We start from the raw sequence: 14,253 nt of genomic DNA, 5'->3' as shown, positions 1-14,253 counted from the left end.
CCGCAAAATGCGGCCACTCTAGCACGAACGCCTTAGGGTGTCGGCGGGGGTATTCGCCACCAGTGACGCTCCTGGCGCTGACCACGCGGTGCCTCCCAGCGACCGAGGGTCCAGGTCAGGGCGCCTAGCGCGGCGGTGTCGTAGGGCAGCACGCCGCGCTCGCGATAGCGCGCCAGCACCTGGGGATGGGGATGGCCATAGCGATTGTTCAGCCCGCGGGAGATCAGCACGCCGCGTGGCTGGACGGCGTCGATGAAACCGGCGCTGGAGCCACTGCGACTGCCGTGGTGCGGGGCGACGAGCCACTCCGCCGCCAGGGGCTTGCCACTGGCCACCAACTCCGCCTCGCGGCGAGCATCGATATCGCCGGTCAGCAGCAGGCGCTCGCCTCTGGCCTCAACGCGGAGTACACAGGAGGCGGCATTGGAATCCGCGTCGGGACGCCACCAGGTGGTGAAGCCGACCCCGTTCCACTCCCAGCGGGCGCCGTCTTCACAATCCCGGGCGCGCAATTGCGGCTGCAGGCGACCCACCTCACCACTGAGCACCCGGCCCGGCGGCAGCCCCCTGGCCACGGCCAGCGCACCGCCGGCATGGTCGGCATCGGCATGACTGAGCAGCATGACATCCAGGGTATCGATGCCGGCGGCCTTCAGGTTGGGCAGGACGACCCGGGCGCCGCTGTCATAGCTGCCCTGGCGCGGACCGGCGTCGTAGAGCAGGGCATGGTCACGGGTGCGCACCAGTACGGCCAGCCCCTGCCCCACGTCCAATACGGTGATCCGCGCCAGCCCCTCCCCGGGCGCAGGCACCGGGGGAAACAGCCCGGGCAGCATCAGCAGTGCGCCAAGGCCGCGCAGCGGCACGCCCGCGGGCAGCAGGGCCAGCAACGCCCCCAGTCCCGCCAGCCACAGCGTCCAGGCGGGCGCCAATACGGGCTGCCAGGCGGCGGCCAGATGCGCCAACCCGGTCAGTACCCAGAGCAGTCCCTGCAACAGCCCACCGGCCAGCCACAACGCGGGCTCGCCCAGCGGCGACCAGAGCAGCGACAGCAGGGTACCCACCAACGCCAGGGGCACGATGGCCAGGTCCATCAGCGGTACGGCCAGGGCGTTGGCCAGCGGGCCGCTCAGACTCAGGGGCAGGCCCAGCGCCAGAAGCAGCGGCGCCAGTCCCACGGCCATGCACCACTGGGCCCGCCCAAGGGTAGTCCACCAGGGCAGTCGGCCCAGACGGCCGGCGAAGCTCCAGAGCAGCAACAGCACGGCGCCAAAGGAGAGCCAGAAACCCGCCAGCAGACCGACCAGGGGATTGGCCGCCAGCACTAGCACCAGGGCCAGCAGGACGGCGTCCGCCAGGCGGACCTGCTGACGACCCAGTTGCCAGAGCAGCCCCAGGGTAACCATGACGCAGGCGCGCTGTACCGGCACCTCGAAGCCGGCCAGCAGTCCGTAGCTCAGCGCGGTGGCGATCGTCAGCACCGCGGCCGACAGGCGCCAGGGCAACCGGCTTGGCCAGAGACCACGACGCACCAGGAGGACCACCCCGGCATAGACGCTGAGGGCGATTAGGCTGATGTGCTGCCCGGAGATTACCATCAGGTGCACGGTGCCGGTGTCCTGGAACAACTGCCACTGGGCATCGGTGATGCCCGAGCCATCGCCCACCACCAGGGCGGCCAGCAGCCCGCCCTGCCCGGCCGGATTGCGGGTCTGTAGGTATTGCCGGATACCGTCGCGCCAGGTCGCCAGGCCACTGGCCGCCGCCAGGCGCTGGCCATCCTTGACGCTGCCGGTGGCACCGATGCCCTGGGCCAGCAGCCAGGCTTCGCGATCCTGGCCCAGGGGGTTGACCAGGCCCGCGGGGCCGCGCAACTCCGCCGCCAGGCGCCAGCGTTCGCCGGCCAGTGGACGGGGACCACCGTGCCAGTTCAGGCGGATCCGCGCCGGTAGCTTCAGGTCGCGGCGGCTGGTCGCCCCGGCGAGCACGAAGGCCACCGCGTCGGCGTCCACCGCGGGCAGGCCGCTGATCTGGCCTTCGATCCACAGCACCCGCTGCTCCAGCGCCGGATCCAGGCGATCGTCCAGGGCCCAGTGGGCATTGAGCAACGCCCAGGCCAGGCCCAGGCAGCAGGCGCCAAGGGCCAGGAAGCGGGTCAGCAGCAGCCCCAGGGCCACCGCCGCGAGGGCCGCCAGCAGCGGCAACGACGGCAGCGAGGCGAAGGCGCGCAGGAGCAGCACGCCGAGGGCGAAGGACAGCAGAGCGGCGCGCATCAGGACTCCATCCTTGGAGAGCCGAAAGGGCTTAGGAAGCGCGGATTAGAGCAGCTTGGACGCCGTAGGGCCAGGGGCGTAGCGCCACCTGGCCCGGCAGGAGATCAGTCGTAGCGCAGCGCTTCGGCCGGTGAGGTGCGGGAGGCGCGCCAGGCGGGATAGAGGGTCGCCAGGAAACTCATGCTCAGGGCGGCCACGGCGATCAACACCACGTCTTCCAACTCCAGCCGCGACGGCAGGTTGCTGATGAAGTACATGTCGCCGCCGAACAGCTTGTGGCCGACCAGGCGCTCCAGGGCGGCGATCCAACTGCTGACGTTGAGCGCCGCGATGACGCCCAGCACACCGCCGATCAGGGTGCCGACCAGGCCGATCACCGTGCCCTGGACCATGAACACCGCCATGATCTGCCCGGGCGTGGCGCCCAGGGTGCGCAGGATGGCGATGTCGGCCTTCTTGTCGGCCACCACCATGATCAGGGTGGCGATGATGTTGAAGGCGGCCACAGCGACGATCAGCAGGAGCAGCAGGCCGATCATGGTCTTTTCCATCTGCATGGCCTGGAACAGGCTGCCCTGGGAGATCGTCCAGTCACGCGCTTGATAACCGTCGCCCAGGGCCTTGGCCACCTCACGGGAGATGCGCGGCGCCTGGAAGAGATCGTCCAGCGCCAGGCGGATGCTTTCCACCTGCCCCGGCTGCCAGCCCTTGAGCGGGGCGGCATCGGCGACGTTGATCAGGGCCAGGGAGGCATCCAGCTCGGCGCCGACCTTGAAGGTACCGACCACGGTGAAGCGGCGCAGCCGCGGGGTGATGCTGCCGGTGGCACCGACCTCGGGGATGATCACCGTGACCTGGCTGCCCAGCTCCAGCTGGAAGCGCCGCGCGGCGATCTCGCCCAGCACGATGCCGAATTCGCCCGGCTTGAGGGCGTCGAGACTGCCCTGGGTCATGCGTTCGCCGACGATGGACACGCGCTTTTCCTGGGCCGGATCGATGCCGTCCACCAGCAGCGGCTGCATGCGGCCACGCACCGAGAGCATGCCCTGCAACTGGGTGTAGGGCACCGCCGCCTGCACATGGGGCTGCTGCTCGGCCTTGGCCGCCAGCGGGCGCCAGTCGTCCAGCGGCTGGGCGCCGCTGATGAAGGCATGGGGCACCATGCCGAGGATGCGGCCACGCATTTCCTCCTGGAAGCCGTTCATCACCGACAGCACCAGGATCATCGCCAGCACGCCCAGGGCCAGGCCGAACATGGAGACCAGCGAGAAGAAGGAGATGAACGACTTGCGCCGCTTGGCGCGGGTATATCTCAGGCCGATGAACAGCGAAAGAGGTCTGAACATGACGACCTCAGACCTGCCGGGCCGGCGTGGCGTCGACCAGATGGCCTTCGTCCAGGCGCAGCATCCGGTCCATCTGGCCGGCCAGCACCTGGTCGTGGGTCACCACCAGGAAGGCCGTGCGCAGCAAGGTGGACAGTTCCAGCATCAGGTCCTGGATCCCATGGGCGGTGTGCTGGTCGAGGTTGCCGGTGGGCTCGTCGAGCAGCACCAGCTTGGGCTGGTTGACCAGGGCTCGGGCGATGGCCACGCGCTGGCGCTCGCCGCCGGACAATTCGGCCGGCTTGTGACCCAGGCGATGACCAAGGCCGACCCGCTCCAAGAGCTTGGCCGCGCGCTCACGGGCTTCGCCGATGGAGGCCTTGCCGATCAGCAAGGGCATGCAGACGTTTTCCAGGGCGCTGAATTCGGGCAGCAGGTGGTGGAACTGGTAGACGAAGCCCATGGCGCGATTGCGCAAGAGGCCGCGGGCCTTCTCGTTCAGCGCCGACAGCTCCTCGCCGTCGAGCCAGACACTGCCGCTGCTGGGGGTATCGAGGCCGCCGAGCAGGTTGAGCAGGGTGGTCTTGCCCGACCCCGAGCTGCCGACGATGGACACCCGCTCGCCCGGTTGCAGGGTCAGCTGGACGTTGCTCAGCACCTCGACGGTCTGGGGGCCTTCCTCGTAGCGCTTGCCCAGGTCCTGGCAACGCAAAACGGCTCGATCATTCATAACGCAGGGCCTCGGCGGGTTGGGTACGGGCGGCGCTCCAGGAGGGATAGAGCGTGGCCAGGAAGCTCAGGGCGAAGGACGCGCCGCAGACCAGCAGGACGTCGTGCAGCTGCAGCTGCGCCGGCAGGTAGTCGATGAAATACACCTCGGCGTTGAGGAACTGGTGCCCGGTGACCCGCTGCACCCAGGCCAGCGCGGCGCTGACGTTGAGCGCGGCGAGCACGCCCAGCAGGCAGCCGATGGCGGTGCCGATGACGCCGATGAAGGTCCCCTGGACCATGAACACCGCCATGATCTGCCGGGGCGTGGCGCCCAGGGTGCGCAGGATGGCGATGTCGGACTTCTTGTCGGTCACCACCATCACCAGGGTGGAGACGATGTTGAAGGCGGCCACGGCGACGATCAGCAGCAGCAGCAGGCCGATCATGGTCTTTTCCATGCCGATGGCCTGGTAGAGGTTGCCATGGGTGCGGGTCCAGTCGCGGGCGTACCAATCATTGCCGGGCAACTGGCGGGCGATGTTCCAGGACACGTCCGGCGCCTGGAACAGGTCATGCAGCTTGAGCCGCACCCCCTGCACCGCAGTCGCCGGCCAGCGTTGCAGCCGTGCGGCATCCTCGATGTCGATCAGGCCCACCGAGCCGTCCAGTTCGCCGGCGCCGACGCTGAAGATGCCCACCACGGTGAATCTCTTCATGCGCGGAAACATGCCGGCGGGGGTCACGGCCACTTCCGGAGCGATGTAGGTGAGCTTGTCACCGACCTTGACGCCCAGTTTCTCGGCGGCCAGGGAGCCGATGATGATGCCGAATTCGCCCGGTTTGAGGTCGTCGAGCCTACCCTCGCGCATGAAGCTGGCGATGATCGAGACCTTGGATTCCTCGGCCGGATCGATGGCGTTGAGCAACACCGTCTGCACCGCCTTGTCGTGGGCCAGCATGCCCTGCAACTGGGTGAAGGGCGCCACCGCGGCCACCTGGCTGTTCTGCAGCGCCAATTCGCGCACGCTGCGCCAGTCGGGCACCGGCTGGTAGGACTCCACCGTGGCATGGGGAATCATGCCGAGGACGCGATCGCGCATCTCGCGATCGAAGCCGTTCATGACCGACAGCACCACGATCATGACGACCACGCCGAGGGCCAGGCCGATCATGGAGGTGAGCGAGATGAAGGAGACAAAATGGTTGCGGCGCTTGGCGCGGACGTAACGCAGGCCAAGGTAGATCGGCAGGGGTCTGAACATAGGCTCGCTTGCACGGCGGAAAGACGTAGGCGCCCTGCGGGTTGGACGGCGACACCGTGCCGGCTCGCCGGCTACACTCGGGGCCATCACCCACGGAGCGGCCCGACATGACCACCCCAGACGCGCGTGAACGGCGGGAATACTATCGCATCACCGACCGTATCGCACTGCAAATCAGCCCTGCCGACGGGGTCCCCGGCGAGACCGCGCCGCTGTTCGCACTCCTGAGCGAACTGCATCAGCTGGAATTCGAATCCCGTCACCTGCTGCGCAATCTGGACGAGCGCGATCGCGCCGTTACCGCCTGCCTGCGCCTGGTGCACAAGCGCCTCGACCTGCTTGGCCAGGCTTTTACCTGGAATCTCTTGCACGACAGCGGCGCCACCCGCGACGTGGTGCTCTCCGAAGGGGGCCTGGCCTTCGTCGATGCCGAGCCCTATGCCCTGGGCACCCGGCTCGACCTGCGCATGGCGCTGCCACCCCAGGGCCTCGGCCTGCAGGTGCTGGCTGAGGTGACCGGTTGTCAGGCCGTCACCGGCGGTTACGAGATCGGCACCAGCTTCATCGACCTGGAAGACGCCCAGCGTCAGTTGCTGGCGCGCCATGTCCTGCGCCAGCAGGCCCGAGTGCGCCGCGCCGACCGCGGAGAGGAGGCGTGAAACGTCCCTGGCTGGCCGCCTTGCTGCTCGGCATTGCCCTCCCCGGCTGGGCCGAGACCCTGCAGATCCCGCTGGGCCAGCAGGGCCAGGCCGGCACACCGCTGCCCTTGCGCGGCGACAGTCGCAGCCAGGTGCTGGAGCGCTTCGGCCTGCCCGACCAGGAGCATCCTCCGGTCGGCCGCCCGCCCATTCGCCGCTGGGACTATCGCGATTTCAGCGTCTATTTCGAAAACGATCGGGTGTTGGATGCGGTTCGTGAACCGCGTCGCCCCGCCCCTTCACCCTAGCGTCTAGGAGCCTTCATGACCCTCATCTATGGACACCGCGGCGCCCGCGGCGAAGCCCCGGAAAACACCCTGGCCGGTTTCGAGCTGTGCCTGGAACTGGGCGTCAGGCGCTGCGAGTTGGACCTGCACCTCTCCCGTGACGGCGAACTGGTGGTGATCCACGACCCGACCCTGAAACGCACCACCGGCCGGGGCGGCAAGGTCAGCGAAAAGGCCGTCGCCGATCTGGTCGCCCTGGATGCCCGCCAGGGTGGCCCGGTCTGGCCACGTCCCAGCCCCATCCCGACCCTGCGCGAGCTGTTCGAGAAGTGCCCCTTCGAACACTGGCAACTGGAAGTGAAGAGCGCCTCGCGGGTGCGGGCGGCGCAGACCGTGAAGGCCATCGCCCAGCTGGTCGAGGAATTCGGCCTGCAGGAGAAGATCACCGTGACCAGCGCCTCGCGCGAGGTCCTGGGCGCCCTGCATCGCGATACCCCCCATCTGGCCCGTGGCCTGGTGGCGGAATACGCCTGGCTGGATCCGCTCAAGGTGGCCGCCCACTACGATTGCCACCTGCTGGCGCTGAACTGGACGCTGTGCACCCCGGAACGCCTGCTCAAGGCCCAGCGGCAGGGACTGCACGTCTCGGTCTGGACGGTGAACGACGCCAGCCTGATGCGCCGTCTGGCCGACTTTGGCGCGGACAGCCTGATCACCGACTTCCCAAGCCTGGCGCAGCGGGCGCTGGGGTAGGACCTGACGAATCGAATCCGGGCATCGTTGGGCTTCGCGGCGCTCAGCCCAACCTACGGGTGCCGCGTGGCAGCGTAGGTTGGGCTGAGACGGCTCCATCGTCGAAGCCCAACGGCCCGCGTTGAACCCAGGCATCGTTGGGCTGAGACGGTTCCATCGTCGAAGCCCAACATGCGGGCTCGACCTGAGCAGCGTTGGGCTTCGCTGCACTCAGCCCAACCTACGGCTACTCGCATTATCGCGGCCATGGGCCGCTCCTACAGAAGCATCACACCCTGTAGGAGCGGCCCATGGCCGCGATTGTGTCGGCGAGTAAAGCCGTCTCGGTCAAAACAACCGATTCAAGCCATCGAAAGCCGCCACCCGATAGGCTTCGGCCATGGTCGGGTAGTTGAAGGTGGTGTTGACGAAATAGCGGATGCTGTTCGCCTCGCCTTGCTGGTTCATGATCGCCTGGCCGATGTGCAGGATCTCCGAGGCCTGGTCGCCGAAGCAGTGCACGCCCAGCACCTGCAGGGTCTCGCGGTGGAAGAGGATCTTCAGCATGCCCACCGGTTCGCCGGAGATCTGCGCCCGCGCCATGCTCTTGAAGAAGGCCTTGCCGACCTCGTAGGGCACCCGCTCCTGGGTCAGCTCACGCTCGGTCTTGCCCAGCGAACTGATCTCGGGAATGGTGTAGATGCCGGTGGGGATGTCGTTGACTACCCGCCCGTTGTTGTCGTGCAGGATGTTGTCCGACGCCGAGCGGCCCTGGTCGTAGGCGGCACTGGCCAGGCTCGGCCAGCCGATGACGTCGCCCGCCGCATAGATGTTGGCAACCGAAGTCCGGTAATTCTCGTCGACGGTGACCTGGCCGCGGCTGTTCACCGAGATGCCGACGTTCTGCAGCCCGAGCTGATCGGTGTTGCCGGTCCGGCCGTTGCACCACAGCAAGGCATCGGCGCGCAGCTTTTTGCCGGACTTCAGGTGCAGGACGACGCCGTTTTCCTGGCCTTCGATGCGCTCGTATTCCTCGTTGTGACGAATGAGCACATTGTTGTTCTGCAGGTGATAGCTCAGGGCGTCGGAGATTTCGTCATCGAGGAAGCTAAGCAGCTGGTCGCGGTTGTCGATCAGGTCGACCAGTACGCCGAGGCCGCTGAAGATGGAGGCGTATTCGCTGCCGATCACCCCGGCGCCGTAGATGATCAGCCGGCGCGGTGTGTGGGTCAGCGACAGGATGGTGTCGCTGTCATAGATGCGCGGATGGCTGAAGTCCACGTCCACCGGGCGATAGGGCCGCGAGCCGGTGGCGATGACGACCTGCTTGGCCACCAGGCGCTCCAGATCGCCACGCAGGTTGACGATCTCGATGGTGTTCTCGTCGGCGAAGCTGGCGGTACCGAAGAACAGGTCGACCCGGTTGCGCGCGTAGTAGCCGGTACGGGATGACACCTGACGGGCGATCACCCGCTCGGCGCTGCGCAGGACATCGGGAAAGGAGAACCAGCGTGGCTCGCCGATGGAGCGGAACATCTCGTTGGTGTTGAACTGGATGATCTGCTTGACCGAATGGCGCAGGGCCTTGGAGGGAATGGTACCCAGATGGGTGCAGTTGCCGCCGACCACCTGGCGATTATCCACCACCGCCACGCGGCGGCCATTCTTGGCGGCGTTCATCGCCGCGCCCTCGCCTGCCGGTCCCGAACCCAGTACCACCACGTCGTAGCTATAGACCGCCATGCTTTCTCCTCAGAAGGTTAGCCGTCCGCAGGCGACGGCTGGAGCCGGATCGCCTCGCGAGAGGCCAAATCCGGCGCGAGATCGCCCCAGGGGGCTGCGACCTCTTGTCACGGGTCGCTATTGTGGCGCAAAACCCGACCAAAACGAAAACGGGAGCCGCCTGGGCTCCCGCTTTTTCTTGCAAGTCAGCCTTGCCTAGGACGCAAGACTCAGGCCGGGAAGGCCGGCGGATTGACCCCCGCCATCTCTTCCAGCACCCGCACGACCTGGCAGCTGTAGCCGAACTCGTTGTCGTACCAGACATAGAGCACGACGCGGTTGTCGCTGACGATGGTGGCACCGGCGTCGACCACGCCCGCATGGCGGGAGCCGACGAAGTCGCTGGAGACCACTTCCGGCGAGTTCACGAAGTCGATCTGCTTGTGCAGCGGCGAGTGCAACGCCATCTCACGCAGGTACTCGTTGATCTCGTCCTTGCTGGTACCGTTTTCCAGGTTCAGGTTGAGGATCGCCATGGAGACGTTGGGCGTCGGCACGCGGATGGCGTTGCCGGTCAGCTTGCCAGCCAGTTCCGGTAGCGCCTTGGCCACGGCCTTGGCGGCGCCGGTCTCGGTGATGACCATGTTCAGCGCGGCGCTGCGGCCACGGCGATCGCCCTTGTGGAAGTTGTCGATCAGGTTCTGGTCGTTGGTGTACGAATGCACGGTCTCGACGTGACCGTTGACGATGCCGTACTTGTCATTGACCGCTTTCAGGATCGGCACGATGGCGTTGGTGGTACAGGACGCCGCGGTAACGATGGTGTCTTCGGCGGTGATAGTGTCATGGTTGATGCCATGCACGATGTTCTTCAGGCTGCCCTTGCCCGGTGCGGTCAGCACCACGCGGGAGACGCCCTTGCACTTGAGGTGCTGGCCCAGACCTTCGGCATCGCGCCATCTGCCGGTGTTGTCGACCACGATGGCATCCTGGATGCCGTACGCGGTGTAGTCGACGGTGGTGGGATCGTTGGAGTAGATCACCTTGATCAGGGTGCCGTTGGCACACAGGGTGCTGTTGGCTTCGTCGACGGTGATGGTGCCGTCGAAGGAACCGTGCACGGAATCGCGACGCAGCAGGCTGGCACGCTTGACCAGGTCGTTGTCGGCGCCCTTGCGCACGACGATGGCGCGCAGGCGCAGGCCGTCGCCGCTACCCTGGTGCTCGATGAGGATGCGCGCCAGCAGGCGGCCGATGCGACCGAAGCCGTAGAGTACGACGTCCTTGCCCTTGCGCTGCTCGACGCCCTGCTTGCCGACCACGGCGGACAGCTCGCTGCGCAGGAAGTCCTTGAGGTCGCGACCGGCACCCTCGGCCTTGAACTTCAGGCTCAGGCGGGCCAGGTCGATGGAGGCGGCGCCCAGTTCCAGCTCGCTCAGGGCCTTCACCAGCGGGTAGGTGTCCTGCACGGACAGCTCGACGTTGTCGATCTGGCGGGCGAACCGGTGGGCCTTGAGAATGGAGATCACCGAACGGTTGACCAAACCGCGACCGTAAATCGAGGTCACAACATTGTTGTTACGGTACAGCTGACCAATCAGGGGAATCATGGCCTCGGCGAGCGCTTCGCGATCGATCCATTCTTCAAGGCACTGCTCAGGCTTCTGACTCACGACAAATCCTTCCCTATGTAGGAGCTGAAAAAAGGAACTACATTATGACCGCGCTGCCTGTCCCAGGCAATCGACGCGCGTCGCTGCACTGACAGCGCGAAAGCCCGGTCGTTACAATCCCAACCCTCCCAAAATCCACCGGAGTTCCGCCCGCGTGTCAGTTTTGCGTACCCCGTCAATTCCTGAAACCGCCGGCCGCCAGCAGTGGGGCAATCTGCCCGGCGCCGCGCTAGCCCTCGCCATCGCTGAAGCCGCCAAGGCCGCGACCCGCCGCTTCACCCTGCTGATCACCCAGGACAGCCAGACCGCTGATCGCCTGGAGCAGGAACTGCGCTTCTTCGCCCCCGAATTGCCGGTGCTGAATTTCCCCGATTGGGAGACGCTGCCCTACGATGTCTTCTCGCCACACCAGGACATCATCTCCCAGCGCGTCGCCACCCTTTATCGGCTGCCGGAGCTTTCCCACGGTATTTTGGTAGTCCCTCTGGCGACCGCCCTACACCGCCTGGCACCCACGCGCTTCCTGCTCGGCAGCAGCCTGGTGCTGGACGTCGGCCAGCGGCTGGACGTGGAAGCCACCCGCGCGCGCCTGGAAGCAGCCGGCTATAGATATGTGGATACGGTGTACGAACATGGCGAGTTCGCCGTGCGCGGCGCCCTGATCGATCTCTTTCCCATGGGCAGCAACCTGCCCTACCGGATCGACCTGTTCGACGACGAGATCGAGACGCTGCGCACCTTCGATCCGGAGACGCAGCGTTCCATCGACAAGGTCGACAGAGTCCGCCTGTTGCCGGCGCGGGAATTCCCACTGCATAAGGAAGCCGTGACCGGCTTTCGCGCGCGATTCCGTGAGCGCTTCGACGTCGACTACCGTCGTTGCCCCATCTATCAGGATCTCGCCAGCGGCATCACCCCGGCGGGCATCGAGTACTACCTGCCGCTGTTCTTCGACGAGACCTCGACGCTCTTCGACTATCTGCCGGCCAACACCCAGGTGTTTTCCCTGCCGGGCATCGAACAGGCCGCCGAGCAATTCTGGACCGACGTCCGCAATCGCTACGAAGACCGCCGAGTCGATCCGGAGCGACCCTTGCTGCCGCCGGCCGATGTCTTCCTGCCGGTGGAAGACTGTTTCGCCCGGCTGAAGAACTGGCCGCGGGTGGTCATCGGTGCGGACGATCTGGAATCCGGTGTGGGCCGCGAACGTTTTACCGCGCGGGCGTTGCCGGATCTGGCCATCGACGCCAAGGCCAGCCAGCCCTTGGCGGCACTGGAGCACTTCATCACCGATTTCCCCGGTCGCGTGCTGTTCACCGCGGAAAGCGCCGGCCGCCGCGAGGTGCTGCTGGAATTGCTGGCCCGGTTGAATCTGCGCCCTGGCCAGGTCGAAGGCTGGGCAGCCTTCCAGGCCAGTGCCGAGCGAATCGCCATCGCCCTGGCGCCGCTGGACGAGGGCCTGGTGCTGGATGACGCCGGCGTCGCCCTGATTCCGGAGAATCCGCTGTTCGGCCAGCGCATCATGCAGCGCCGCCGCCGCGAGAAGGGTCGTGACGCCGGCGAGAACGTCATCAAGAACCTCACCGAACTGCGCGAAGGCGCGCCGGTGGTGCACATCGATCATGGCGTAGGCCGCTACATGGGTTTGATCACCCTGGAGCTGGACGATCAGCCCCAGGAATTCCTGCTGCTCGAATACGCCGACGACGCCAAGCTCTATGTGCCGGTGGCCAACCTGCACCTGATCGCCCGCTACTCGGGCACCGACGATGCCCTGGCGCCGCTGCACAAGCTGGGCTCCGAAACCTGGCAGAAGGCCAAGCGCAAGGCCGCCGAGCAGGTGCGCGATGTGGCCGCCGAGCTGCTCGACATCTATGCCCGCCGTGCCGCACGCAAGGGCTATGCCTTCAAGGACCCAGCGGCGGACTACGCCACCTTCTCCGCCGGCTTCCCCTTCGAGGAGACGCCGGACCAGCAGGCCGCCATCGAGGCGGTGCACAAGGACATGCTGGCGGGCACGCCCATGGATCGCCTGGTCTGCGGCGACGTGGGCTTCGGCAAGACCGAGGTGGCCATGCGCGCGGCCTTCATCGCCGTGCACGGTGGACGCCAGGTGGCGGTGCTGGTCCCCACCACCCTCCTCGCCCAGCAGCACTACAACAGCTTCCGCGACCGCTTCGCCGACTGGCCGGTGCGGGTCGAGGTGATGAGCCGCTTCAAATCGGCCCAGGAGGTCGCCGCCGCGGCGCGCGAACTGGCCGACGGCAAGATCGACATCATCATTGGCACCCATAAGCTGCTGCAGGGCGATGTGAAGTTCAAGGACCTCGGCCTGGCCATCATCGATGAGGAACACCGCTTCGGGGTACGCCAGAAGGAACAGCTCAAATCGCTGCGCAGCGAGGTGGACATCCTCACCCTCACCGCCACGCCGATTCCACGCACCCTGAACATGGCCGTGGCCGGCATGCGCGACCTGTCCATCATCGCCACCCCGCCCGCACGGCGCCTCTCGGTGCGCACCTTCGTCATGGAGGAGCAGAACGCGGTGATCAAGGAAGCCCTGCTGCGCGAACTCCTGCGCGGCGGCCAGGTGTACTTCCTGCACAACGAGGTCAAGACCATCGAGAAGCGGGCCCGCGAACTGGCCGAATTGGTGCCCGAGGCCCGGGTCGGCATCGGCCACGGGCAGATGCGCGAACGCGATCTTGAACAGGTGATGAGCGATTTCTACCACAAGAGATTCAACGTGCTGGTGGCCTCGACCATCATCGAGACCGGTATCGACGTCCCCAACGCCAACACCATCATCATCGAGCGCGCCGACAAGTTCGGCCTGGCCCAGCTGCACCAGCTACGCGGCCGGGTTGGTCGTAGTCATCACCAGGCCTATGCCTACCTGCTCACCCCACCGCGCAAGGGCATGACCCCGGACGCCGAAAAGCGCCTGGAAGCCATCGCCGGTGCCCAGGACCTGGGGGCCGGTTTCATCCTGGCGACCCACGACCTGGAGATCCGTGGTGCCGGCGAATTGCTCGGCGAAGGCCAGAGCGGCCAGATCCAGGCGGTGGGCTTCACCCTCTACATGGAAATGCTGGAGCGCGCGGTCAAGGCCATCCGCAAGGGCGAGCAACCCAACCTCGAAAAACCCCTGGGCGGCGGTCCGGACATCAACATGCGCGTCCCCGCGCTGATTCCGGAGGACTACCTGCCCGACGTCCATGCGCGGTTGATCCTCTACAAGCGCATCGCCTCGGCGCCGGACGAAGACGCACTAAAGGAGCTGCAGGTGGAGATGATCGACCGCTTCGGGCTCCTGCCGGAACCAACCAAGAACCTGGTACGCCTGACGCTGCTCAAGCTGCGTGCGGAGGGCCTGGGCATCGTCAAGGTGGATGCGGGACCCCAGGGCGGACGGCTGGAATTCGCCGCCGATACCCAGGTGGATCCGCTGGTGCTGGTGAAGATGATCCAGGCGCAGCCGAAGAAGTATCGACTGGAAGGCGCGACCCTGTTCAAGTTCCAGGTGCCGATGGAGCGGGCGGAAGAACGCTTCAACGTCCTGGAAGCCCTCTTCGATCGCCTGACGCCCGCCGCCAGTTGAGCGAAGAGCCGCTCCCGGGTCATCCT

Annotated in this window: 10 protein-coding genes; 4 read left to right on the top strand and 6 right to left on the bottom strand. The window is 66.4% G+C overall.

Annotated elements, in window-relative coordinates; translation table 11 throughout:
- Nucleotides 1-32 precede the first annotated feature (32 nt).
- From LRS53_RS00430 to LRS53_RS00415, 4 genes are all read right to left on the bottom strand, one after another.
- A complete protein-coding gene (locus LRS53_RS00430; RefSeq protein WP_231354522.1) occupies nucleotides 33-2,273 on the bottom strand; it encodes a DNA internalization-related competence protein ComEC/Rec2 in 2,241 nt (746 codons plus the stop codon).
- Nucleotides 2,274-2,377: 104 nt separating this feature from the next.
- Complete coding sequence (locus tag LRS53_RS00425) at nucleotides 2,378-3,619, bottom strand: lipoprotein-releasing ABC transporter permease subunit (protein WP_231354520.1); 1,242 nt, start codon at nucleotides 3,617-3,619, stop codon at nucleotides 2,378-2,380.
- A 7-nt stretch (nucleotides 3,620-3,626) separates the two neighbouring features.
- Nucleotides 3,627-4,328, bottom strand: coding sequence for a lipoprotein-releasing ABC transporter ATP-binding protein LolD (gene lolD, locus LRS53_RS00420; RefSeq protein WP_231354518.1), 702 nt, complete (start codon nucleotides 4,326-4,328; stop codon nucleotides 3,627-3,629).
- Nucleotides 4,321-5,571, bottom strand: coding sequence for a lipoprotein-releasing ABC transporter permease subunit (locus LRS53_RS00415; RefSeq protein WP_231354516.1), 1,251 nt, complete (start codon nucleotides 5,569-5,571; stop codon nucleotides 4,321-4,323). Before LRS53_RS00415 ends, lolD begins: the two co-directional genes overlap by 8 nt.
- A gap of 107 nt (nucleotides 5,572-5,678) precedes the next feature.
- Here LRS53_RS00415 and LRS53_RS00410 point away from each other — a divergent pair, with 107 nt between their 5' ends.
- Genes LRS53_RS00410 through LRS53_RS00400 form a run of 3 tightly spaced genes read left to right on the top strand, consistent with a single transcriptional unit; the run spans nucleotide 5,679 to nucleotide 7,249 of the window.
- On the top strand, nucleotides 5,679-6,230 hold the full coding sequence (locus LRS53_RS00410; RefSeq protein ID WP_231354514.1) for a PilZ domain-containing protein: 552 nt from the start codon (nucleotides 5,679-5,681) through the stop codon (nucleotides 6,228-6,230).
- Nucleotides 6,227-6,517 (top strand): outer membrane protein assembly factor BamE, encoded by a 291-nt coding sequence (locus tag LRS53_RS00405; RefSeq protein ID WP_231354512.1) that lies wholly within the window; start codon nucleotides 6,227-6,229, stop codon nucleotides 6,515-6,517. The genes LRS53_RS00410 and LRS53_RS00405 overlap by 4 nt, the downstream gene beginning before the upstream one ends.
- A 15-nt stretch (nucleotides 6,518-6,532) precedes the next feature.
- The gene (locus tag LRS53_RS00400; RefSeq protein WP_231354510.1) at nucleotides 6,533-7,249 is read left to right on the top strand and encodes a glycerophosphodiester phosphodiesterase; all 717 of its coding nucleotides are present in this window, start codon (nucleotides 6,533-6,535) and stop codon (nucleotides 7,247-7,249) included.
- 327 nt (nucleotides 7,250-7,576) lie between these two features.
- On the opposite strand, the gene sthA is transcribed toward LRS53_RS00400, so the two are convergent.
- Together sthA and LRS53_RS00390 are read right to left on the bottom strand one after the other, a co-directional pair.
- Nucleotides 7,577-8,971 (bottom strand): Si-specific NAD(P)(+) transhydrogenase, encoded by a 1,395-nt coding sequence (sthA, locus tag LRS53_RS00395; protein ID WP_064309428.1) that lies wholly within the window; start codon nucleotides 8,969-8,971, stop codon nucleotides 7,577-7,579.
- A 209-nt stretch (nucleotides 8,972-9,180) separates the two neighbouring features.
- Nucleotides 9,181-10,623, bottom strand: a complete 1,443-nt coding sequence (locus tag LRS53_RS00390; RefSeq protein WP_017639775.1) for a glyceraldehyde-3-phosphate dehydrogenase — start codon at nucleotides 10,621-10,623, stop codon at nucleotides 9,181-9,183.
- 154 nt (nucleotides 10,624-10,777) lie between these two features.
- Between LRS53_RS00390 and mfd the strand changes: the two genes are divergently transcribed.
- A complete protein-coding gene (gene mfd, locus LRS53_RS00385; RefSeq protein ID WP_231354507.1) occupies nucleotides 10,778-14,227 on the top strand; it encodes a transcription-repair coupling factor in 3,450 nt (1,149 codons plus the stop codon).
- Nucleotides 14,228-14,253 lie beyond the last annotated feature (26 nt).

Origin of the sequence: Pseudomonas sp. PLB05 (assembly GCF_021106615.1) — a bacterium.
Classification (GTDB): domain Bacteria; phylum Pseudomonadota; class Gammaproteobacteria; order Pseudomonadales; family Pseudomonadaceae; genus Chryseomonas; species Chryseomonas benzopyrenica.
Note: the sequence above shows the minus strand (reverse complement) of the source record. Positions and strands in the feature narration are given on the sequence as shown.

Coding starts and splice junctions, on each gene's coding strand:
- LRS53_RS00410 (WP_231354514.1), top strand. CDS start 5,679: ATGACCACCCCAGACGCGCGTGAACGGCGGGAATACTATCGCATCACC.
- LRS53_RS00415 (WP_231354516.1), bottom strand. CDS start 5,571: ATGTTCAGACCCCTGCCGATCTACCTTGGCCTGCGTTACGTCCGCGCC.
- lolD (WP_231354518.1), bottom strand. CDS start 4,328: ATGAATGATCGAGCCGTTTTGCGTTGCCAGGACCTGGGCAAGCGCTAC.
- LRS53_RS00430 (WP_231354522.1), bottom strand. CDS start 2,273: ATGCGCGCCGCTCTGCTGTCCTTCGCCCTCGGCGTGCTGCTCCTGCGC.
- sthA (WP_064309428.1), bottom strand. CDS start 8,971: ATGGCGGTCTATAGCTACGACGTGGTGGTACTGGGTTCGGGACCGGCA.
- LRS53_RS00425 (WP_231354520.1), bottom strand. CDS start 3,619: ATGTTCAGACCTCTTTCGCTGTTCATCGGCCTGAGATATACCCGCGCC.
- LRS53_RS00400 (WP_231354510.1), top strand. CDS start 6,533: ATGACCCTCATCTATGGACACCGCGGCGCCCGCGGCGAAGCCCCGGAA.